At 50.8% G+C, this 23,626-nt stretch carries 14 protein-coding genes; 2 read left to right on the top strand and 12 right to left on the bottom strand.

Translation table 11 applies throughout. The features are described 5' to 3' along the window. Positions 1 to 123 precede the first annotated feature (123 nt). The gene (locus Kalk_RS12230) at positions 124 to 2,580 is read left to right on the top strand and encodes a hypothetical protein (protein ID WP_158643461.1); all 2,457 of its coding nucleotides are present in this window, start codon (positions 124 to 126) and stop codon (positions 2,578 to 2,580) included. Positions 2,581 to 2,583: 3 nt separating this feature from the next. On the opposite strand, the gene Kalk_RS12225 is transcribed toward Kalk_RS12230, so the two are convergent. Then, the gene (locus tag Kalk_RS12225) at positions 2,584 to 3,762 is read right to left on the bottom strand and encodes a hypothetical protein (protein WP_101894520.1); all 1,179 of its coding nucleotides are present in this window, start codon (positions 3,760 to 3,762) and stop codon (positions 2,584 to 2,586) included. A gap of 217 nt (positions 3,763 to 3,979) precedes the next feature. Here Kalk_RS12225 and Kalk_RS12220 point away from each other — a divergent pair, with 217 nt between their 5' ends. Further along, positions 3,980 to 6,604: an ABC transporter substrate-binding protein gene (locus Kalk_RS12220; protein ID WP_101894519.1), complete on the top strand. Its 2,625-nt coding sequence runs from the start codon at positions 3,980 to 3,982 to the stop codon at positions 6,602 to 6,604. Positions 6,605 to 6,635: 31 nt separating this feature from the next. On the opposite strand, the gene Kalk_RS12215 is transcribed toward Kalk_RS12220, so the two are convergent. From Kalk_RS12215 to tssM, 11 genes are all read right to left on the bottom strand, one after another. Continuing rightward, positions 6,636 to 8,153, bottom strand: a complete 1,518-nt coding sequence (locus Kalk_RS12215; protein WP_101894518.1) for a type VI secretion system contractile sheath domain-containing protein — start codon at positions 8,151 to 8,153, stop codon at positions 6,636 to 6,638. Between the two features lie 84 nt (positions 8,154 to 8,237). Beyond that, on the bottom strand, positions 8,238 to 10,907 hold the full coding sequence (gene tssH, locus Kalk_RS12210; protein ID WP_101894517.1) for a type VI secretion system ATPase TssH: 2,670 nt from the start codon (positions 10,905 to 10,907) through the stop codon (positions 8,238 to 8,240). Between the two features lie 37 nt (positions 10,908 to 10,944). Further along, positions 10,945 to 12,084: a type VI secretion system baseplate subunit TssG gene (gene tssG / locus Kalk_RS12205; protein WP_101894516.1), complete on the bottom strand. Its 1,140-nt coding sequence runs from the start codon at positions 12,082 to 12,084 to the stop codon at positions 10,945 to 10,947. Then, a complete protein-coding gene (gene tssF / locus Kalk_RS12200) occupies positions 12,048 to 13,871 on the bottom strand; it encodes a type VI secretion system baseplate subunit TssF (protein ID WP_101894515.1) in 1,824 nt (607 codons plus the stop codon). The genes tssG and tssF overlap by 37 nt, the downstream gene beginning before the upstream one ends. Continuing rightward, entirely contained in the window at positions 13,872 to 14,357 is a 486-nt protein-coding gene (gene tssE, locus Kalk_RS12195; RefSeq protein WP_199767904.1) for a type VI secretion system baseplate subunit TssE, read from the bottom strand. It lies immediately after the preceding gene. Between the two features lie 2 nt (positions 14,358 to 14,359). Next, entirely contained in the window at positions 14,360 to 15,841 is a 1,482-nt protein-coding gene (tssC, locus tag Kalk_RS12190; RefSeq protein ID WP_101894514.1) for a type VI secretion system contractile sheath large subunit, read from the bottom strand. A gap of 87 nt (positions 15,842 to 15,928) precedes the next feature. Further along, positions 15,929 to 17,419 carry a type VI secretion system contractile sheath large subunit gene (gene tssC, locus Kalk_RS12185; protein ID WP_101894513.1) on the bottom strand — a complete coding sequence of 497 codons (1,491 nt, stop codon included), beginning with the start codon at positions 17,417 to 17,419 and terminating at the stop codon, positions 15,929 to 15,931. Further along, complete coding sequence (gene tssB, locus Kalk_RS12180; protein WP_101894512.1) at positions 17,419 to 17,931, bottom strand: type VI secretion system contractile sheath small subunit; 513 nt, start codon at positions 17,929 to 17,931, stop codon at positions 17,419 to 17,421. Before tssB ends, tssC (Kalk_RS12185) begins: the two co-directional genes overlap by 1 nt. A 124-nt stretch (positions 17,932 to 18,055) precedes the next feature. Next, a complete protein-coding gene (gene tssA / locus Kalk_RS12175; protein WP_101894511.1) occupies positions 18,056 to 19,276 on the bottom strand; it encodes a type VI secretion system protein TssA in 1,221 nt (406 codons plus the stop codon). Positions 19,277 to 19,396: 120 nt separating this feature from the next. Next, the gene (gene tagF, locus Kalk_RS12170; protein ID WP_101894510.1) at positions 19,397 to 20,122 is read right to left on the bottom strand and encodes a type VI secretion system-associated protein TagF; all 726 of its coding nucleotides are present in this window, start codon (positions 20,120 to 20,122) and stop codon (positions 19,397 to 19,399) included. Positions 20,123 to 20,135: 13 nt separating this feature from the next. Then, positions 20,136 to 23,609, bottom strand: a complete 3,474-nt coding sequence (gene tssM, locus Kalk_RS12165; protein WP_101894509.1) for a type VI secretion system membrane subunit TssM — start codon at positions 23,607 to 23,609, stop codon at positions 20,136 to 20,138. Positions 23,610 to 23,626: the final 17 nt, after the last annotated feature.

The raw sequence follows: 23,626 nt of genomic DNA, 5'->3' as shown, positions 1-23,626 counted from the left end.
GTCTTTTATTGATCAATCAGTGCACGCCTATCCATCTTTGGTATAGTCCTCCCCCGATAAGAACATGGTACCCTCCCCGGATGTAGCAATAACTGAATTCTCAAACTGAGAATGGAACATCCCGTGCAGCCCATCCCATACCTATTTACCATCCTGCTTTGTTTAGCCTTTATGCCGTTGTCAGGATGCGGTGGAAACGAAGACACCCAGAGTCAAGGCTCGCCGGGCAGCTTCTTCGTGAAGTTCGCTGATAGCATCCCCGATACTCCCAAGCAGCGAATTGTGGCCCATTTGAGCCAGTTTTCTCCTATCACTGTTCTGGATTCCAGCTACGGGTTAAACCGCCTGGACTCCGGGGCGCAGGTTCTGGTTTTTGGGGACACTGGCGATTGGGAGCTGCTCCAGAACACGCCGATTATCGACGATGCTTCAGAAGCGTTTACTCTTAGGACCCTGACTCTGGCACGCAATATCAAAGCCATTTTTGCCCAGGGCAACCCCGGCAGTGAAAAAAACCTGCTCTCTAACGGCCACAATATTGGTGATCTCTACGCCGCCTACGCGCTGCTGGAGGAATTGGGCTTTGCTTTTTTACACCCGCTGTCCCCCACTGTGCCTGAGCAATTGGATTGGAGCATTGCACCAAACCGTCATGAACAACCCCATTGGCCCATTCGCGCCTGGCACATTCACACTCAGCATCCATTGGAACTGACCCATGTTCTTAACGGATGGGGCCCCAACGGGCCGGATGACCTTGCCGGATGGGAATCGCTACTACAGGAATGGGAGCGCTTTCTGGAGTGGAGCGTCGCCAACAAGCAGAACCGGGTGGAGTGGTTTTTATTAATGGCAGACTCCTGGCAGGAGTTCGCCGACAGCGATGAACGCCAGCGCCGCCTGAACACCCTGGTGGATATGGCACATCAATGGGGCCTCGCCGTGGGTATTGATGCCCCCGTTGTATTCCGCCAGCAACACGCCTGGACCATGGTTCGGCAGCCCGGAGGTGAACTGGCACAGATTCGCAACGCTATCGATTGGCTGAATCAGGCGGGCTTCGACTATTTTGAAATCGAGATGGGATTCAGTGAGTTTACTCATCCAAATGATCAGCTCATGCTCAGCTGGATGAACGAAGTGGCTCGCTATAGCTGGAGCCAATATGGCAAGCGCAGTTACGTCAAAGTGCATTGCACCCAGGATCAAGTGGCAGAAAATTTCACTGACCCTCGCAACGGCGATCCCCTTAACTTCAATTTTTTACCTTACTACGCTGATCCATTGCTTGGCGTCATGCCACACACGGTTCAGTACTACGATCTAGAGGGCCCGGCATACACCTACAACAACAGCAATTTCACTTTCATACGTGATTACATGCGGCTAGAAGCGGGCCGCCGTGAAGTCCTCTACTATCCCGAAACAGCCTACTGGGTCAGTTACGACATCGACGTGCCACTGTTCCTGCCCATTTACGCCGACCGCCGTTTGTATGATCTGCGTTTGATCGCAGAAGATGAGAAAACGGGTAGCGTAATTGATGGTCAGGTTAACTTTTCCAGTGGCTGGGAATGGGGCTATTGGCTCAACGACGTGATTACCGCCCGCGCCGCCTGGAATCCAATGCCAGAGATTTCTGATCAAACAACCGCACTACAACAGGCATTACTGCCGGTGGTTAAGCCTTTTGGCCACGCAGCAGAACGCGTCAGCGATTTGTTAGTGCGCTGGGTGCAGAAACAACAGCAATTGTTTATTGAAGGCGAGGTGAACGGTGTGAAACCCCATGACCCTGCGCTGCGCAATGCTCAAGCCTATCTGCAGGGATGGGAAGCCTGGGATGATATGGCAAAACTGGCTGGCATGCTGGAAACACAACCCCGTAACATGGGCCTGCTTGATAACAAAAACCCTTTGATACCCAAATCCGGGAAAATCGATTTCACAACCGAACTGGCACCGCTGCTTTCCACCACAACCAATGAACTGACACTGTTACTAGAGGAAATGCAGACATTACAGGAAGACATTCCCCCACAGGGTCTACCTCTGTATCAAGAACTGAAAGACGCGATGGAGATGACTACGCTCAGGGCCGAACAGGTGCTCAACCTCTATGCCACTGTGAACGCCCAGTCCAATGCTGATGCCAATGTTCATTTAAACCTGGCCCGGAATGCGCTGGATCGCGCGCAAGCCATTGCCACAGAACGTGAACAACACTACCGGGTCGATGCAGACCGCATCGCCAGTTGGGATTACAACCCCACCGCCTATCACTTTGGCTACCTTTGGTCCGTGCGCACGCTACACTATTGGTGGCGGGATGAGGGTAAAACCGTGGATCGGCCGCTAAACCCCGGTTATCTCAATATTATGGATCCCGTGGATCTGGCCAATGGCGAGACCGACTGGGTAGAAGCAGGCATTAACTTATCCCGCTTACGTCACTTGCTGTCACTGCTGTCCTCCGACAGCAGTTGGTTTAACTCACTCATGTTTGAACCCCAACAGGAGTATCAGTATCCACCTAACGACCTGCGCTCGCGACCGGACTGGTACTATCCACTCCCGTGAACTCTAGCCCAAACGGCCACTGGCACCCATACGAAACGCTGTCGCGATACCCAGAAAGAAGAACAGGTAGTCGATCGGGCCTAAATCCTCTTTCAGCGCATCCCAAGTGCTATAACCCAACAGGCTTTCTGCATATTCCGATCCGCTTAATTGATCCAGATCGCGGAAAGCCTCCACATCAATCGGCTCAGCCGCCGTTGCTTCCAGGATGGGTGCCTCTTCTTGCCGAAAAAAGTCCAGCTCGTCGCTGGTAATCATATCGGGATCGTCTGTGTCGGCGAAATCATAGTGCACCATGAAACTGCGCAACTCCGCATCCGTATCAACCTGCTCCACATAGTAGCGGGCCATTTCATTGTAAGCCTGATAGGATTGAAACAACCCTTCTTCCGGTAGCTCCTGCTGCAGCGCAGACGCAATCTCTCCGTAAAAATGGTTCACCACCAAAAGCTTTCCACCCAGAATGGATGCCAAGGCTAAAGCCCCGCACATAACCCCGGTACGCATCCCGGCAGATCCCGATGCAATGGCAGCAAAACCCACAACACCCCCTATGGCCCAGGCAACAATTCCCAGTTCATATTCTGAAATTACCGCGATCCCCAACCATAGATAGGCACATACCAGCGCCGCAACCACTGCAGTTACTACTGAAATAAGTTTGGGATCACCGGGCTCATCAGAATCAGCTTCCCCGCGCACCGCTGCACCACGATCGGTCAAGGCTGGCTCCGCTGACTGGACCTTATGCACGTAGACTCCGCAGGAATCGCATTGTGCAGCCTTATCCTGCTCATGGCCACATTTCGGACACCGCATACGATCTGTAGAAAGTTGGGCGACCGGTGAATCCACGACTTCCTGACCGGGTTTGATCTCGTTGTGATTATCCGCAGGGGGCTCATTCTCGATGGGCTCAAGTGACAACGACAAGACTGGTTTTTCCACCTTTTGCGGTTGAATGCTTACCTGTAAGCCAATCTGCTCCAATTTCTCTCGATAGGCATGGGCCACCTTTAACTCCAGCCCCTGCTTCAGAACCCGCTCAGCACCTAACACCTGGGCAGCTTTCTCGTTGGATATACGAGCCAAGGCAGCGAAACCGGATACCGCTGCCGCCGCTCCTGACTCAGATGTAAATTTCCCCGTAAACACCACTCGATAGGTTGGGCTGACTTCCATGACTTATCCCCTGACTTCACAACCTGTGCCCGCCACCGCGATGTAATGGTGCCGGTACACTTAAGACATTGTATTTAAAACGTAGATTCAACCATTTCGCCCCCAAGCGAAACACATCCGGAAGTGTAAATAAATTGTTGCCCAAGCTCAAAAGAAACTCGCCGCTCCCTCATCTATACTCTACTGACCAACCTATCGCTGACCCTAAGGGACCCCAATGACCGATCCACTCATCGGCCGCACACTGAAGGATACCTATCGCATCGATGCCATGCTGGCCGATGGTGGAATGAGTCGAGTATATCTGGCTGAGCAACTCAGCCTGGCACGAAAAGTGGTGGTCAAAATGCTGCTGCCCAGCTTTTATGACGATGACTTTATCCAGCTCTTCCTGCGTGAGGCTCGCATCTGCAGCCAATTGAATCACCCTAATATCGTCAGCGTATTGGATTTCGGCCATACCGAAGATGGATTGGTGTTTCTCGTGATGGAATACCTGGAAGGGGCATCCCTGGCAGACATAGTATATAAAGAGAAGGGGCTTAGCCTGCCTAACATCACTTGGCTGATGGAACCTTTGTGCAGCGCCATCAACGCTGCCCACCAACACAACGTGGTACACCGGGATCTGAAGCCCGGCAATGTAATGGTGGCCACCCTTTCAGGTAACGACACGACGGTAAAAGTTGTGGATTTCGGCATCAGCAAGCCTATGCACGAGGAAAACCTCAAGCATACACAGCTGGGTACAGTCATGGGCACCCCTGGCTATCTGGCTCCGGAACAAATCCGGGGTGCCAATATCAATCACCTGGCCGACATCTACGGCATCGGCGCCATTCTTCATTTTATGATTACGGGTGAGGCACCTTATCGCGGAGCCAGTCGTGAAGTGATCATGGCCAAGCAAATGCGAGAGCTACCACCGCCATTGTCCAGCTATTCGCTAACCGACCCGGCTTGCGAGATACTGCAGCCGGTTGTGTACAAAGCCATGGCGCTGGAACGGGAGCAGCGGTTCGCATCCACTGTCGAATTGTGGCAAGCCTTTTCACAATGCCTTCGGGATGCAGGCCCTTCGGACACACCCACTGCACCCGATAACGACCCTATATTGTTCAATTTGGTATGTCAGGGTGAAATGTTGGGAGGCTTCACTGCCGACCAGATACGCGCCGGTTTGAAGCAGGCATTACGTTTTTCCGATGCACAATTAAGCGCATTACTAAGTAAAAAACGCATTACGATCAAAAAAGATATTAATGAGCAGGAAGCAAAACGGTATGTAACGCTGTTCCGGCATCACGGCTTGGTTGTTCACGCCGAAGCACTGGATGATCGCACCCGCGTTGTATCACCTCAGGCACGTTCTACATCTCATTCCATGCCGCAAACACCCGGCTCCCGACCGATTTCAGTAGCCAACTTTGTTCAGGCCGGCACATCTCCGTTTGCTCACAACGTACCTTCATCCCCACAGTCAAGCCAACCATCCATTGATGGCTACAGCAACCCTGCCCATCGCGCTGAGCCATCTTATTCGACAAACTCCCCCAATGAAAAAGCGGGTAGCAGAACTCGCAACCTTTGGATCACTGTACTTTGCAGCATTATCTGTATTGCCAGCATTGCGATTTACGCGGTTCCCAGTTGGCGTTACGGAATAACCGACCATGTTATCTATGGCATCGGCATGGCTCAACCACAACGAGGTGTCAGCCACGATCGGATCCAGCTCGGCATGAGTGCAGCTTTTAGTGGCAGTGCCCGAGAGCTTGGACGCGCCATGCGCATGGGTGCCGAAGCGTACTTTCATCAGCTTAACGCAAATGGTGGCATCCACGGCCGCACACTGCATTTAAAATCACTGGATGATGGCTACGAGCCCGAGCAAGCCTCTCACAATATGAGTGAGTTTCTTGACAACGAAAACGGCGTGTTTGCTCTTTTGGGCAACGTTGGCACACCCACCAGCAAAGCCATACTGCCGCAACTGCTTGAGAATAAAATGATCCTGTTCGGTGCATTCTCTGGAGCGCAAATATTGCGTAATGATCCTCCGGATCGTTACGTGTTTAACTACCGTGCAAGCTACGGCGAGGAAACAGCTGCTTTAGTACATTACTTTGTAAGTGTCTTGGGCATCACACCAAAGAATATCGCTGTGTTCTATCAGGACGACAGCTTTGGGCGGGATGGACTCACTGGTGTGGCCAATGCCATCGACCAGTACGGTGTTTCTCTTAACGATCTCAGCACAGCAAGTTATCAGCGTAACAGCACTCGAGTGATGAATGCCATCGCTTTACTGCGGCCAGAAATTCATCACTTAGAAGGTGTTATCATCGTAGGAACCTATCCTGCCAGCTCCCGTTTTATCAAACTGATGCGCATCAATGGTTATCAAGGGCATTTCGCCAACGTATCATTTGTTGGATCGGCGGCGCTGGCCGAAGAACTGAGAGAATCTGAAAATAACGGTGGTGAAGGTGTCATTGTATCGCAGGTAGTACCTATGTATGATGCCTACGCATCCGGCGTACTGGAATACCAGCAAGCAATGAAACAGCACTTTCCGACAGAGCAGCCCGGTTTTGTTTCATTGGAGGGATATGTTGCCGCGAAACTGTTTACGATGGCTCTTATTAATGCGGGACGCTACTTCACAACTGAAGAACTGGTGGATGAATTAGAGCGCCTCAATAACGTGGATCTTGGTATTGGTAAGCCATTGTCATTCAGTGCATCCGATCATCAGGCCAGCCATCAAGTATGGGGCTCCATCATCAACCAACAAGGTGAATTCGAAGCCCTGGATTTGGAGAAAGTCCGGCTTGAGTAAATTCAAACATCTTATTCATCGATAGAATACGCTATCGAACTTCGCTCCAGGGGCCGAGCAGCATTGGATCGAAAGAAGAAATCGACCGCAACGTAGGGATCACCACGCTATCTTCATCCCTTACCGAGCGCAATGGCAACAATCCGTTATTCATCAATGCACCAGCCGTGACATCGGTTAACAATACCTCGGCACAGGGCATGACATTGCTTTGCCCATGCTCCTTGTACACATGAAGTGGCAACTGGGTAACTTTTGTAGCGCTGGTTGCCTGCATCGACCAACCACCGCCGCTAAAGTAATTACCTAGCTGCGCTGCCACCAACCAGGCCCCGTTGCCCCACAGATAGTAAGCATGCTGTCCATCTTGGGGTAGCTCTTCAAACTCGAACGCTTCCAGCGGACTGGTTTGTGCACCATAGGGCAAACGCAACATAAATCGCGGACAGGTCAACACAACATACTGACTGTAATCCTGCTCTCGAATAGCGTTCCACATCAGCGTAAAATCAGTCTCGCCCTGATTGTGTAAGTACCAATGATCCGGATCCGAGATGGTTGCCAGGCCAGGGCAACCAGCCAAACGCTCAGACCCACCTGCAAGCAACACTGCATGGGAATCAGCAGCAACACTGGCAAGATTAGCGAGTGCTTCACAATGGCTTACCTGATCTTCAATACGATAGTCCGCAACAATCACACTATAGGGTACTGAGCCTTCGCCGACCTTCTGATCAACCAGTAGCTTATGCAATTGGGTGGTGGTATCAGCGTTGGCTTGATTATCTGCTACAACCTCCTGCAGGCTAACATCTGCAACAAATAAACGCAGATTCTGATCCGTCTCCAGCTGCTTTAGCAACCAATATAATCCACGCCAACTGGATTCAATATCTTGGAACGCACTGCTGTGCAGTATTTCACGTAGCAGATGACTGGTGGCCTGATCTACTGTATTCAGTAACTCACTTTTCCGCGGATCATCTGCCGGCACAACGTAAGGTGATACAATCTGCTGAATCAAACCCTGAATTGATTGCGCCGCCTCCTGCTGTGCTCGCGTGGAATGCAACAGCATGTCCAACACATCATCCTGACCATCATCACCTGTGGTTTGAGGAGTAGGCTCAGAATGCTCCTGCTTTTTGGCGGTAGACCAACTTTGAATCTCCCGCGCTGCCGCATCAAAGCTGTCTGCTTTGTTGAGCTTTCGCTTTAAGGTACGAAACTGGCTGAACAGATCAACACGCTCATATATATAATCAGGGTGCAAATCATCCAGCTCTTGAAACTTAATTGGCTTATCGGCGATAACCAGATCCAGGGTCACCCCAATACGTACGAATACATCATCAAAATTATCACGCGTTACTTCATGAACTTTGCGCTGTGAAAGCGTTGTATGATCATCCAACCCACTGTGATTACGTCCGCTCAAATCAGCCAAAACAACGATATGGCAGGGGCGATTACGAACCAACTGGGAAGCCCCCTGATCCGATCCAGAGGAAATGGGAACTCCGCCGGTGTTCATGGTTGCCCTGCTCATAGCTGATCTCTCTTCGTTTCGTATGTTATATCTGATGGCACGAGGCCTGCTCTGACTCAGCCTCGTGCTTTTGCAGAAGCGGCCTTAGCTTACTTTATAGGTGAAATCACCTTCTTCAGTAACACCCACATGAATATTCATCACCGGCTCGTCATTCGCCATATGATGCAAACACTCGCTTGCCAATTCAGGCAGCATGGTTTTATTAAGAATATTCTCGATATTACGGGCACCGGTTTCAGCTTCATGGCAACGCGCAACAATGTGCAACAGCACATCTTCGTCGTAAGTGAATGACGCCCCATAATGACTTTTCACTCGTTTCTCAATACGACGCATATTGATGGCCGCAATCTTCATCAAATCTTCATCATCCAAAGGATTGTATGCGATCAACGTGGTACGACCCAAAAACGCCGGTTTGAAGTGTTGTAGCAAATGCGGGCGAATGCTATCCAATACAATCTCAGGATCTGGACGCTCTTCGGTTTGGTTGAAGATAGCGCGAATAGCATCTTCACCGGCGTTGGAAGTCATGATGATGATGGTGTTCTTGAAATCTATGTCGCGACCTTCACCATCCTTGATGGTGCCCTTATCGAACAGGTTATAGAAAATATCCTGTACGCCTGGGTGTGCCTTCTCCATTTCATCCAACAGTATGATTGAGTATGGCTTGCGACGGGCAGCCTCTGTCAGCACACCACCTTCACCATAACCAACGTAGCCTGGAGGAGAACCCAACAGCATAGATACCTTGTGCTCCTCTTTAAACTCCGACATATTAATCACGGTCAGGTTATGCTCACCACCGTACATCACATCCGCCAACGAAAGCGCCGTTTCAGTTTTACCCACGCCGCTGGTGCCAACGAACAGGAATACGCCAATGGGTTTGCGAGGATCAGTTAATCCAGCACGGGAGGTGCGTACTGCTTTTGCCACCGCCTCCAATGCATGAGGCTGCCCAATTACTCGATCTTCCAAACGATCTTTCAGATTCAGAACCGCATTTATTTCATCGCTCACCATTTTCCCAACCGGTATGCCGGTCCAGTTCGCTACTACTTCAGCTACTGCCTGTTCATCCGCTGAAGCCTGCATCAATGGCTGTATTCCCTGCACCTCTTGCAGTTTTGCAGTCAGCGTCTTCAACTCGGCTTTCAATTCTGCGAGTTTACTATCATCGATCTCACGCTCTTCACCGCCCTGCGTGCGCAAGAAGTCTGCTTCTATCTGATCCCGCACATCGCGAATCTGTTGAATCAACTCCTTTTCTTTTTCCCACTGGGCTTCTAGTTCCTGCAGTTCCTGTTCAGACTGCTGCATACTTTCGTGCAAGGCCGCAATACGTTCATCATGGACACCGGTGGCCGAGTTTTCCCGCTCAATATTGGCTACGTTGCTGGCATCCTGAAAGATTTTGCGGCGACAGTCTTCAATAGCAGAAGGGGTTGCTGTCTGACTAAGGGCAACACGAGCGCATGCAGTATCCAGCAGGCTCACAGATTTATCCGGTAATTGGCGGCCTGGTATATAGCGATTCGATAGTTTTACCGAGGCGATAATGGCTTCATCCAGAATGCGTACTTTGTGATGATCCTGCAGTACCTTGGAGATTCCGCGCATCATATTGATGGCTTTTTCTTCATCTGGCTCTTCTACTTTCACGACCTGAAAGCGGCGTGTTAAGGCAGGATCGCGCTCAAAATATTTCTTGTATTCGGCCCATGTGGTAGCGGCAACCGTGCGCAATTCTCCACGCGCCAATGCAGGCTTCAATAGGTTGGCCGCGTCACCCTGACCTTCCTTACCACCCGCTCCGATCAGGGTATGGGCTTCATCAATAAACATAATGATGGGTTTGGGGCTGGATTTCACTTCTTCAATCACGGATTTCAGGCGATTCTCAAACTCGCCTTTGACACTGGCCCCGGCTTGCAGCAACCCTAAGTCCAGCGTGTGCAGATCCACACCTTTCAATGGCTCTGGTACATCGTCGTTCGCGATACGCAGAGCGAAACCTTCCACCACGGCCGTTTTACCGACCCCGGCCTCACCGGTCAGGATTGGGTTGTTCTGACGCCGCCGCGTAAGAATATCAATGCACTGACGAATTTCGTCATCACGCCCCAGCACCGGATCGATTTTCCCCTGCCGCGCTTTATCCGTCAGGTTGATGGTGTATTTATCCAACGCCGGGGTCTTGCTTGGGCGTACCGCGCCATCACCCGGCGTACCAGTGGGAGCAGATCCAGCGTGGCTGCCGCTAGACGATTCACCGGTCGTGCCGATTATCGCCCGCGCCGTTTCGCGCAGCGATTCCGGCGCAATATTTTTGAATTCAGGAGCGGAATCCAGCAGTGCTCGACGCGACTGATCATCCAACATCAAGGCTGCCAGTAAATGGCCGCTGGTAATCATACCGTGGCCAAAATCCACCGAACTGATCATCCAGGCATTCTTGCTGGCTTCGACAATCGCCGGTGACAGCGCAGCCGGACGCGAGCTGCCACTTTTAAACTTTTCTACAGTATTAGTCAGCTGTTTATTGAGATGACTGATATCCAATTCGTGCTTTTCCAACAGCGTGTTGAAATCGGTATCGACAGTCTCCAGTAACTTCAACAGCCAATGCTCTACTTCAACATTGTAGTGGCTACGACCGATACAGAGTCCTGCCGCCCCTTCCAGGGAATCGCGCATAGTGGGGGACATTTTGTCCACAAGGGATTTTAGGTTTACGTTTATCATGTTGAGCTTCCCTGTATTTTAGTAATGATTAATCGAATTATTCACTCACCCGAATTTGGATCAGCCGGTTCTGGTCTTGCAGATTGTCTTTCTTACTACTGAGGCCGCTGTTCCAGCCCAACATCAACTCGCCGCCCTTGATGGCCTTACCATCCAGTTGTGCCACCTGGCCCAGCCCGGTTCTGGGCAAGTCACATTGACGAATACTGATCTCGATATCAAAATCAAACTCTGTACCTGCCATAAAGCGGGCCAGCGCTTTGAGGGCTTTCATCTTTTTCGTACCAGGCGCAATGCTGACGAACTGCTCATAGGTCAACCGAGACAGACTAATGCGGAATTTACTTTGAATATCCCAACAATGACGGCCCAGTATTACGTTTTCACCCAGCACGTTATTCTGCCCAAGCGGCACACCCAATCCAGGTATCCTGCTTTGCATGTCCTCGGGCAATGGCTGCCACTTGCCAATAAACTGTTCAACATTAATAGGCAGCTCGAAATAGTGCTCCAAAATGCGTGCCATGGTAGGTGCCGAAGGCGTACCACGAGACAGTTGGCCACTGAATCCCAGCAACGCATCATCCGGTATAGGTAGTCGCTCTTGTAACTTTTCTGTTCCCAGACCAATGAACGATGCCAATACATGGCTGAATATATCATTGCGGTTAAGCCCTTCGCGATGTGCTCGCTCGTACACTACAGGCAGGCGGTATTTATGCCACGCCTGGTAATATAACGAGGTGCTGCGATGATTCAGCACATCTAGAAAGTTCGCCAGTGAACGATCCTTCTGACGCAGACGTTGAATCACCAACTCGCTCATGTGATAAGGCAGTACGCCATTACTGCCAAACAACCCAAAGCTGTTAATCAACATCTGCCACTGCTTTTGGGGTGCTTCCCCATCATCCTGCTCGATGGTTTCGGTGATCTCAATTCGATCCACGTCAGCGCCACGAAATGCCAGGCTGGCCTGGGCACGAAACCGGATACTTTCACGGTTAGGGGGCGCACCTTTGGCAACAGGCACACGGGCAAACTTTTTGTTCTCTCCCGCTTTTAAGCGGGCAGCCATCTCCAGTAGCCGTACCGCCTGAAAGAATTCAAAGCGATAGGGCTCTTCCTGCAGCTGCTTGGTTACAGCAAGGCTTTTTCGCCGGCGCGCGGAGGCCATCGCTTCAGTTCTCCTTCACTTTCACTGATACGGGCGATCAGTCGGGTAAATGAATTCAGGCTGCAGTAGAGGGCAAGAAAGCGCTCCAGCACGCTGGCAAATAGATACGCTGATCCACTTGCTACCAATCTGGGATCAAATTCCATCTCTACCTGAGTACCGCGACACATGGCAGTGCCCTTACCTACTTTTATTGGTGCCATAATCGGCTTTACCGATACTCGGCGAATGGAATCAATCATCTTGCGGGTGCTATCTGCATTGCGGAAATCATAAAGACGTAAGATCTCTTTCAATGCATCGCCGTCCTCATCTCCTGTTAGGGATAGATGATTCAGGTTCAAATGGGACATCAACCGCCAGTAGGCACGATTGCGCAATGGTGGCCGCAAGGTGCTGGTAGGTGGTGTTATACAATGGATGGATGCCACTGGTGCATCCCCTTCGACCAAATTCAACCGCGGCTGATTAGTGCCCGACGGCAACTTGGCGGGCAGGTTTCGATTAAAACAGGTTACTTGCAAATCCAATGTTTCATCGGACGGCAGATTCGGATCAAAATTCAGATCAACCAGACTGATGTTAAGCTCTGATGCTTCCTCATTACGATTCTCACCCTCGATAACAGATAAGCGACGTTCATGCCAATAAGTACCATGATTACGCTCTGTATGACGGTGCTTGATTCCATAAAATGGCGTGTATTCAAACTTGTTTCCGTTAGCATCGGATGCGTTGACGCTATCGACTGAGTATACCTCCAGCGCACCAGTGCGACGGCCATCGGGAATGACACGATATTCTGTTTCCGTATGATCCAGAGCAATCGGATCAGCCACATAGGAGAACAAATTTACAACCGGTGTACACCCAAGAACAAACACGCTGGCATTGACGTAATGTTCCAGCTCGCCGTCAGATTCTTTCAAATAAACGTAGATATTCAATTCATTGCTGATGGTGGCGGGCAACTTTGAAATGTCGATATCAACAAACAAAAATTTCTGCGGAAACACAAAGTATTCAGTCAGCAGCCGGTAGCCTTCAAACGCTGTGGCTGGATATGGCAACATGCCTTCATCAAGATCAAATCCCACCGATTTTATAACATCGGTATTGCAGTAGGTGGGATTGGTATCCGATTCGCCTTTTGCCAGTACAACCTTGACGGCACCATTCATAAAATGCTCGTACAGCGGATAAATATGCTTGGGCTGCCCGCGCAGGTAAAACCGAATTTTACCAGGCTTAAGCTCCGCTAGATTCAACGCCGGCGACAAGGTTTTCAATGCAATTTTTAATACGCCATCGGCGCCACTCACCGCATCTGCGCCAGGCGCCACAAACGGGCGCGCCATCAGTTGCGCCGACTCTACCTTCAACGGCTGAATGTCCACTGGGTAACAAGTGGTGAAGCGACAACTTTCCCCGCCGAAGGTATCTGTGTCCATTTCTGTGTTCGCGGGCATCGTCACGCATTCATCCAGTGCCTCGGCCGCCTGAAACTGAACGATGCTCATGGATGGAATTGGCCGTTGATAATGAGGATACAGCGTCCCCATCATACCATCGGTCATTTCAGGAAAATCGTCGTTAAGCTTATCCTGGATGCGCGCATTCAATAACGCTACACCATCCAGTAAACGTTCAACAAAAGGATCTTCCGGGCGATCATCCGATATGCGCAGACGACTGCCGATTTTTGGGTGACGCTGTGCAAATTCGGACATAGCCTTTTGCACAAAAGCCAGCTCTTTTTCATAATGCTTGAGCAGCTCATCACTCATTTACACGGTCTCCGATACGGTGACTGAACGGGTCACTGGGTTTAGGGCCGAATCGAACACGATCACCTCATCGGCATTGAGAGCATGCAGTGTAGCCTCTACTCGAAATCGGATACTGGGATCCTCTGGATCGTAGGACGATTGGGTCTGCACTTTTGCACTACGAATGCGAGGTTCGTAACGCAGAATTGTATCTTCTACCGTACGGCAGAACTCGTGCCTGGCTTTCTGTGAACTCAAATTCAACGTGGCCGCATCGGGTAAGCCGTAGTTATGCAAAGCCGCCTGAATATGCGGCAGTGACTTAGGCGGTGCCATACAGCACTGCCGGGTATTAAACAGATCTTCCAGATCACGGCGCACGCTTTCTTTCATCTGATGAATCAACAGGTGATGTGCGCGAGCACTTTCTTTGGTTTCCTGAGGATTATCATCAAGCAGACGATCCAGCAACGGTACAATCAGTTTTTGTTCTTTATCAATCATGATTAGCCCCTCGATCCTATGCCGGCCTGGGACAACTCAGTGGTCAACTTTAATTCGGATACCAAATTTTCTGCGATATAGTGCGGTTTGAGGAATATTACACAGGTATATTGACCTGGCATCCCAGGCATTTCACGCACCTGAAGGCGGACATCCCGCAGCGGGTATTTCGCTCTCATCTCCCAACTCAAATCATCTCGACCGGTTGTGTATTGATTGAGCCATTTGGTGAGCATGCCTTCGATTTCTTTTTCCGTAGTATAAGATCCTACTTTGTCGCGAATCATGACTTTTAGATAGTGTGCAAAACGCGATGCACACAGAACCTGTTGCAACATGGCACTGATACGGGCATTAGCGGTAGCGCTTTTGCTTTCGAATTTTTTCGGCATGTGTACCGAAGGATTGCTGTGGAAAGCAGCCAATGGAACTCCGTAACACTGACACAGCGGCATCAACCCCAGCTCACTGAGCTCACGTTCAATCGCATCCGTTATCACCACGTCTGTCAATATGTGATAAACACCGGTGCCGTCAGGAATCGGCAAGGCATCGTATCCAGTTACGACACCGCCAGCTAACTGATCACGTGGCACACCTCGAATTTGGGCAAACCAGCCGATATCACCGTATTCACGTACGATGACGCTGGCGAACGCGAACGCTGCATTACCCCAAAGATAATGCTGGGGTCGTTCACAGCGCTCTTTAAAAGGCAGTTCTCCTGCCACGCTTTGATGGGGCTTGCGCAGTATTATTCGCGGCAGTGTTAAGGCAACAAAACGTGCATCTTCCTGCTGACGGAAGGCGCGCCATTTGATGTATTCCTGCTGTTGAAAAATGGCCTGAAAATTAAGATGGCTGCCCAGAGTCTGGTAATCGTCCAGCCCGAACAATTGGGGAGCCGCACCACAGATAAACGGTGCGAAGGCGGCGGCAGCGATTTGCGCCAAACCTTGTAACACCTCAAGATCGTTGTATTTGTGCCCTTTGTAAGGCTTATGACTTACGTAGTAGTCACCGATTAATAAACCGTAAGGTTCACCACCGGGCGTGCCATATTCATCGTTATAGATACGCTGGAATAATTGGCTTTGATCGAAATCCTGAGCTTTGGTGATGTCTTTACAGACTTCAGCCCAACTGACATTCAGTAGTCTCAGTTTGATATCAGGGTAGTGATAGCTCTCATCACACAGTTTGTGCAAACTGCGCCAGGATGACTCCACTTGCTGCAATTTTGGATGATGCAGAATGGCATTAACCTGTTCTTCTATCAGCTCATCTATTAGCGAAACCTGCTGCGCCAGATACTGCCGTAATGGCAGATCAGCCGCTTTACTCGCTACAGAAAAGTTTTGTACCCATATTCGAAATCCATCACCTTCCCCTTCACTGTGCAGAAACGCAGCCAGCGGATTGCCGGGCGCCGCTTGCGAAGCCTGAGTGGCATTAAGCAGTTCTGCTAGGTCGATGTTGGCCATGGTAACGGGTTCAGTTTTTGTTAGGGCAAGAAAACAGTCGGCGTGGTTTGGTCAAACCACGCCGACCGGATTCCGTTACAACGGGAATTAACCCGCTTTCGGAATACTGGCCACCATGCGCAGAGAGGTGGTCAGTTCTTCCATCTGCAGCCAAGGGCGCAGATAGGCAACGGCGTTATACGAGCCTGGGGCTCCAGGCGTTTCTTTTACCTCAATGCGCGCTTCCGCCAGTGGGAACTTGGCTTTCATTTCAGCGCTGGCATCGGGGTTACTGTTGGTATAACCGGCAATCCAACGATTCAACCACTGCTCACAGTCTTTCGCTTCCATAAAGGAACCGATTTTGTCCCGCGCCATCACTTTCAGGTAATGGGCGATACGACCGGTAGCCATCATATAAGGAAGGCGTGCAGAAATAGACGCGTTGGCCGTGGCATCCGGGTCATCATACACTTTGGGTTTCTGCGCAGTTTGGGCACCAAAGAATACCGAGTAATCCGTGTTCTTATAGTGGCACAACGGCAGGAAGCCCTGATTGCTGAGTTCCGCTTCACGTCGATCAGTGATACCGATTTCAGTTGGGCATTTCTGATCCACGTCACCATCATCACTTTTAAACAGATGTGATGGCAAGCCTTCTACTTTACCGCCACCTTCTGCACCACGAATGGCAGTACACCATCCATTTTCAGAGAAAGAGCGAGTCAGTGTAGTACCCATTACGTATGCAGCATTCATCCACGTGTATTGATCGTGGCCAACGGCTTTGTGCATGCCGGACTCATCTGCTTCGAATTCTTCGTAGTTGAATTCTTCCACTGGCTTGGTGTTGGCACCATATGGCAGACGGGACAGTACGCGGGGCATGACCAATGATACAAAACGGGAATCTTCGCTATCACGGAAGCTGCGCCATTTGATGTATTCCTGGGATGCAAAAATACCGGACAGGTCACGCGGTGTGGAAAGTTCGGTAAAGTCATCGAAGCCAAACATCTGAGCGCCCGCAGCACTGATGAATGGGCAGAACCCTGCAGCCGCTACGTTGGACATGTTGGACAGCAGGTCGATGTCTTCGGGGTGATTGGTAAACTCGTAGTCGCCGATCAAAGCACCATAGGGTTCGCCGCCAGCGGTACCAAATTCTGCTTCATAGATCTTTTTGAAGATTTGGCTTTGATCAAATTCAACAGCCTTATCCAGATCCTTAAACAGTTCACGCTTGCCGATGTTCAGCATGCGAATTTTCAAGCCGGTTCCCGTTTCGGAATTCATTACCAAGTGGTGCAGACCACGCCATGAACCTTCGACTTTCTGCAGCTTTTCGTTATGCATAATGGCAGCGAGCTGTTTGGAAATTGCAGCATCGATGGCGGTAATGGCATTACCAATGGTTTTGGTCAGGTTACGATCCCAGGTTACGGTACCGTCCAACACCTGCTTGGTGAGGTTGGCCATCAAATCCTGTGCTTCATCCCGTTCGGTTTGCTTGGTGGCGCCGATGGCCATTTCCAACAGACTGACGGAACCTTCCGCGGCTTCTGCGCCGCCTTCAGTTTGGGTTTCTTGTTCGGCCATTATTCTTCCCCTTCCTTACCGAGGCCCAGTTCTTGTGAAATGGAAGTCACCTTGTCAGTATTCTGCAGGATGTCTTCCAAAATGGTTTCCAGCTCTTCGGAGCGATCCGCCTTGCTCATCAGATCACGCAGCTTGTTGCGCGCTTCCAGCAACTGCTTTAACGGCTCTACCTGATTCACGATGGCGGTTGGATCAAAGTCATCCATATTTTTGAAGGATAGATCGACCGCCATTTCGCTGTCATCCCCCGCCAGTGTGTTTTCCACTTTCATGGAAACGGTAGGGTTTACGTTGCCCATAACCTGATTGAAGTTGTCACGGTCAATGCCCACGAACTTACGTTCTTTCAAGGATTTCTTGTTTGCCGTGTTGTCGCCGGAGTAATCCCCCATCACGCCCATCACAAAGGGCAACTCTTTGGTCTGCTCAGCGCCGCCGGTTTCTACATCATAAGTTATGTGAACGCGGGGTTTGCGCACACGTTTGAGTTTGTCGTGAATGCTATCAGCCATGGGTGGTTCCTCCGTTAAAATTCGTTGGTCTTGCTATGAGAGAAAGCATGTTCCGTTCCAGTTTTTATGCCACTTCCGTATGTTGTTACTATTTCCTATTTTATGATCTGGCCATAGAGGTTTGCTACCAACCTCCACCACTGTCTTCTTCGGTATTGGATGAAGTGGCTTGTGGCTGGCTGATGGTGCTCGCCGTCGCGGCATAGGTCGCACTCAAGTCCGCCTGATCATCACTTTCGTTGAGCTTAGCACCGGTAAGGTGCTGGTAGAAGGCGCGCGCGGTGGGATCCGGCACCAGTTCCAGTATCAATTCTGCCATCGGCATGCGACCCCAGCGTACCAAGCGCTCAATTCCTGTCACCAGGGGAGTATGAGGCTCGGTGGCGCGGAAATACTTGGCCACCTCATCCAGCCGACGCAGGGCATCTTCGCGACTGCTAATGGGGCCACTGGTGCCAGCGCTGGCTCCTGGAGCCACCGCCACTGGTGCTTCTCCTGCGGATGTTTCGGTCATAGCCTCTTCCTCAGGGGCAGCCACAGCCAATTTATCTTTGGCTAAAAAACGCACAGCGCGCAGTACTTCTTCTAATGTTTCCAGTATCAAAGAATACGGTGGTGCTTCGTGACCACAATGCTGACGCAGGACGTCATTCATGGCTTTGAAATCCGCCACGGCCCCTTCCAGGTCGTCTACCAGATTCTGATAGTATTCGTTGGATGCCTCGGCAACGGCGGTTTCTATCTGTCTCTGGGTGAATCCCAGTGTGGCTTCTTTTTCTTCACGTTTGTCTGGATCGGTGATTCTGGCAGCGTCCCTGGCCTGTTGATATTGCCAGAAACTGTAGGCTCCCACCGAGCTTTCGGTGGTTATTAGGGCGTTACGAATGGGCGCAAGTAAAGTGCCTTCGCCGCTGTCACCATTGAGGCCGGCCAGGGGTGCCACTTTGGTTTCTATGCCATCCTCATCCGGTTCCGGGTAGAGGTTTTCCCAGAAGTTATCCACCAGGCCTCTGGTAAGCTTGATGCCGTCACGGAGTCCGGGGAAATCATGGAAGCGGATCAGGGCTTCAATCAGCCAGCTGGCTACTTCCAGATCTTTGCTGTGTTCTTTTAGTATCGTCGGTGCCAGATCCAGTATCGGGCGCCAGGCATTCAGCACATTGGCGGCTTCATCCGGATCAAACAGGCTGGCCCGTTCTGCTGCACGGGCGGTATTGCGTGCGTCTTTTATTTGGTAATACAACGACGTGGAGGAAGAATCTTCACGAATATCGGAACCCTGGGGCTGGTTCTCAGAGATGGGCTGCAGCAGTTCGTCGATGTCGATGATGTGTGGAGATGCCATGCTGATCCTTTTCTAACGCTTGTACTGTATGGTTTTTGTCTGCGTACTGGCTCTTTCCTGATCCTTCATTCTAGCCAAGATACCCTGCCATGGTGTGTTATACACGGTGAAATATTCAAATTATCCAATCTGATTCCAGCCATAATCGGGCCACCGCCCGGTGAGCATGGATACATAGCCCACCGGATCGGGTAGAAATTCGCTGTTTAATTGTACATCCGGCACCTGCTCATCTCCCGCACTGTACCAAAGGCTGAAACTGGCGTAGTGCTGCCTTAACAAGGCCTCATTTTGTACAAGGCTTTGTCGGAGTGACACGTCACCATGCTCGGGTTTCACGTCACTACTTGCAACCAGTGACACGCAGTTGCCAACCGATCGCATCTGGCTGGGCTCGGCACGCCAGGGCACCAACACCGGGTCTGAAAGCGTTTCGAGCACATCGACAACCGCTTCGACGGTTGGGGATTCCTGCAAACAGGCCAAGCCTATCTCATGCAAACGTTTAAACCACGGAGCGTTGTGATACAGAGCCAAACTAAGATTAACACCGCTGCTCATGGGTAAGGCAATGGTAAGGGGAAAATAGCGCCCTACTCTGTCCACACTGGGCAACATGATCCCCAGCCAGGCGTGGCCATCGACACACCCGGATGACAGCGCGAAACGCCACACCGGGGAGGTAAGATAACTGTCGAGCCACTGCTCACCCAGCATTTGACGACTGCCCGCCATGGCCCGCTGCAACCATTGATCCCATACTTCAACAAAACTACGGGGCAGGTTGCGCTCAATAAAATCGCCGTAGCCAGGCAATTTGCCAAAGAAGCCTATTTCACTGGCCATCGCTGCGCTCTCCTCACAAACCTTGTGGGCAACGGTAATTGCGCAACAGAGATATATTCAAACCACTGATGCGACTGCTACTGGTCAACTCGTACTCTGCCTTACGTCCATCCTTGTTAAAGGTTGCCCGATAAGTAGTGTTGCCTACTTTACGAATTCCAGCGTCATCCAGCAGGCGATACCAAGCCCAGTTACCCGTATAGGTCTCACGGTGCGGGGTCTGGTTGAGATCCTCAAATAAAATACGAATACTGGTATCCCGTCCACTGCGCCAAGTGGCATTTTTGCCAATTTTCGGGCCGTGGGTATAAGTGTAACGCTGATCACCCAGTTGCAGTTCGAATTTACCCACCGCAGTATCGAGGCTTCTTGGTTTCAAAGTGAAATCAAACCCGGGCTCTTCACCGGCACGATACAGCGCCGTACGCAACGTATCAGCACCCCTTAGCTGACCCAGGCTGGCTTCGGTAAAGGCAACCGCCTGTCCGTCCAGTTGCGCGGGTTTCCAGTTACGATCCAGGAAAGGTTTAACGTTGGTCTTCACGAAAGTTGCTTCAACCCCGGCGGCAGAGAGGAATTGATTAAAGTCATCCACCGTGGCTTCGTTACGCACTTTACGCAGCGGATAACGATCCCCAAGAGTGCGCGCGTAAACTGAATAGACTTGCTGATTCCAGGCTGTATCCAAGTGTGCTTTGGTGCCTTGCAGAATCACGCCCCAACTGTGGTCTGCCAGCTCATTCAACCACACACTTACCGGCGCAGGTGTATTGCTGGCAAGAATACGCAACTTGCGAATTGCATCCGCACTGTTGGTGGAGTATCGGGCCTTGGCCGCTGCAAAGGCTGCCTGGTTCGGATTGGGTGACACCGCCATGTTGTTCAAGTAACCGTGCAGCTCTTTAATACCATTGAGCACATCGTTTATGGCAGCGGGCTGTTGCTCATTCTGCGTGGTTAGTTGGTTGATGTCTCTAAAAGCAACATCGACCAAAGTCGGCTTCACCACTTTGCCGATGATGGCCTCTGCCGCGCCAGCTGCCGTCGCCGATGTACCTGGCAATAACGCAGGCTTGGGCCAGCCCGGAGTCAGTGCTGTGTTTTCTTTGGCGACACGCAACACTGCAACAATAGGCGAATAGACTGGATCAGCCATTTGTTTCACAATCGCTGTTGCACTGGTCATGTCACTGAACTTGGCCACATGCAGCTGGTTCAACATACTCTGCCACTGGCTACTGTAATCGTTGAGGTATAATGTTTTCAGCTCGGTGGCTAATTTCTCTTTATCCGCCTCGGTGAAATCATCCACGTCTGAACTGCCGAAAATCCATCGATCCCGATCTAACTGTTGCAGCAACGGAGACTTAACACTGAAGTCCAGGGATTTAAAACCTGGTCGGCTGTACAGCGCTGACATCTGCAATGCACTCGCCGCATCGCCATAGCCAAATATCTCTGCCGATTTGCCACCGATCTGAGAGTATATATCCAGTTGTTGTTGCCCCAGATCGCTGGACTTCATTTGACTGTAGAGACGCTGACCTGCTGGAATCTGCTTCAGCTTTTGACGCGAGCCGGTCACGATAAATTCATTCAATTGCACATTGCCAAAGCCCTTCGCTAGCAGAACAGCCAAATGTTGATTCAGGTCGTTCTGTTTACCCGCTTCGCCCGGCAGACGCTGTTGCCATTGATCCTCTGCCCATCCGCTTATTACTTTGGGATCAAAGTGCTCACGATCCACCAGCATGAGATACGTACGGAAGGTATCTATCAGGTTTTCATCCGTAGCACTCATGGACTGTAACTTTTGCTCCATGTAATACTGGAAGCGGGGCAGGAAATCTTTGCGTAACGCATTCAGATACAGAGCATCTGCCGCTTTATCTACAGAAGCGTCATACAAACCCACACCGCTGAGCCATGGGTGCTCTTCTTGGTTGTATACCCGTGACGCCTGATACAGCGGCGCCAAAACCGGCAACGTATTAACCGGATCCTGATCAAACTGCCCCAGCTGGCTTTGTTGTGACTGATACTGAGCTATGTAGTTGTTTACCTCTGCCATAAAAGCGTTATTACGATTTACGGTAAACGCCCACATTACAACCAGCCCCACAAACAACACACCAAGCGCGCCAAAGTAACCACGGCGCAACCACAGTAAATTGGATTCCAGCTTTTTATTACTGCCAACCAGCTCCTCTTCAGGGAACACTACATCCTTGAACAAGCGGTTGATGAAAAAGCTTTTACCACTGCCTCCCTGATTACGCAGCGCATCGCGGCTTAAGCCAAAATTGGAGGACACCGCAGACATCATACGATCAATGGGCGTACCTTCTTGAGTGCCGCTGCAGAAATACACACCGCGCAACAGCGGCTGTTCGCTGTAACGATTCGACGCGAACGCTTCGCTCATGAATTCCACCAGCAACGGCTTCAGGTTCTCCATTTGCTGAGGAAAGGCTTGTATTAAGGCGCGCTTAGCAGGGTCTCGTTCATTGTGGACACGCCACAAAACACGATCATTCAATCGACCTATCAGCAAATCCATTTCATGGGGCATGCTGTTCAACTGCTGGTCGGACTCGATATTAAAGGTGGTGCCCCAAATCTGCTGCCTTTCAGGCTGAGTAAGATTGGCAAAGAACTCGGTAAAGCCTGCCACCAGGTCACATTTGGTCAGCATCACATAGATGGGAAACTTAACGCCAAAACTTTTCTGCAGCTCATCAATGCGCTCACGAATCAGTTTCGCGTTATGAGCCCGCTGCGCCGGTTGCTGTGTTAAAAGATCCTGGGCGCTGATTGCAATGAGAGCACCATTGATAGGGCGGCGTGGCCGATGCTTTTTCAGCAATGCAAGAAAACCTTGCCACGCGGAGCTGTCTACGGTTTTGTGGCTATCCTGGGTGGTAAAGCGCCCAGCGGTGTCTATCATCACCGCTTCATTGGTGAACCACCAATCACAATTGCGGGTACCACCCACTCCACCCAGCGCATTTTTTCCATGGCTCTCAGCCAAAGGAAATTCCAGGCCAGAATTAACCAAAGCTGTGGTTTTGCCAGAACCGGGTGGCCCGATGATGATGTACCAGGGCAGTTGATACAGCGCAACTTTGCCTTTGCTGGTATCAAATTTGGCGCGCTTTAAAATCGCCATGCCGTCAGTGAAGCGCTTATTCAGCGCTGCGACTTCTTCCCCGGCGCGGACGGCATCCTGATCAACTTCTTCGACTTCCATTTCCTTAAGCATACTGTTGTTTTTGCTATGGGATAGCCACATGCTTAACAGCTGGGCCAACAGCCAGATCAACAACACCCCGAGCATCAACAATAACCGAGCGGGATCAGAAAGCGTTGAATTGTCTTCGCCAAATTTTACGAAATCGGCACCAAACCAAATCACCAGTGACAGCGCGATGACGCCCAGCAACCCCAGAAAAATTTTATTTTTTAATATCTCTATGACGCGTTTCATGAACTATTCCGTTGGCA

The sequence above is a fragment of the Ketobacter alkanivorans genome (assembly GCF_002863865.1).
GTDB lineage: Bacteria > Pseudomonadota > Gammaproteobacteria > Pseudomonadales > Ketobacteraceae > Ketobacter > Ketobacter alkanivorans.
This window is presented reverse-complemented; position numbering and strand designations above follow the sequence as displayed.

Bases quoted from the DNA above. Each gene is read 5' to 3' on its own strand.
- Kalk_RS12225 (WP_101894520.1), bottom strand. From the start codon at position 3,762: ATGGAAGTCAGCCCAACCTATCGAGTGGTGTTTACGGGGAAATTTACA.
- Kalk_RS12220 (WP_101894519.1), top strand. From the start codon at position 3,980: ATGACCGATCCACTCATCGGCCGCACACTGAAGGATACCTATCGCATC.
- Kalk_RS12215 (WP_101894518.1), bottom strand. From the start codon at position 8,153: ATGAGCAGGGCAACCATGAACACCGGCGGAGTTCCCATTTCCTCTGGA.
- tssH (WP_101894517.1), bottom strand. From the start codon at position 10,907: ATGATAAACGTAAACCTAAAATCCCTTGTGGACAAAATGTCCCCCACT.
- tssG (WP_101894516.1), bottom strand. From the start codon at position 12,084: ATGGCCTCCGCGCGCCGGCGAAAAAGCCTTGCTGTAACCAAGCAGCTG.
- tssF (WP_101894515.1), bottom strand. From the start codon at position 13,871: ATGAGTGATGAGCTGCTCAAGCATTATGAAAAAGAGCTGGCTTTTGTG.
- tssE (WP_199767904.1), bottom strand. From the start codon at position 14,357: ATGATTGATAAAGAACAAAAACTGATTGTACCGTTGCTGGATCGTCTG.
- tssC (WP_101894514.1), bottom strand. From the start codon at position 15,841: ATGGCCAACATCGACCTAGCAGAACTGCTTAATGCCACTCAGGCTTCG.
- tssC (WP_101894513.1), bottom strand. From the start codon at position 17,419: ATGGCCGAACAAGAAACCCAAACTGAAGGCGGCGCAGAAGCCGCGGAA.
- tssB (WP_101894512.1), bottom strand. From the start codon at position 17,931: ATGGCTGATAGCATTCACGACAAACTCAAACGTGTGCGCAAACCCCGC.
- tssA (WP_101894511.1), bottom strand. From the start codon at position 19,276: ATGGCATCTCCACACATCATCGACATCGACGAACTGCTGCAGCCCATC.
- tagF (WP_101894510.1), bottom strand. From the start codon at position 20,122: ATGGCCAGTGAAATAGGCTTCTTTGGCAAATTGCCTGGCTACGGCGAT.
- tssM (WP_101894509.1), bottom strand. From the start codon at position 23,609: ATGAAACGCGTCATAGAGATATTAAAAAATAAAATTTTTCTGGGGTTG.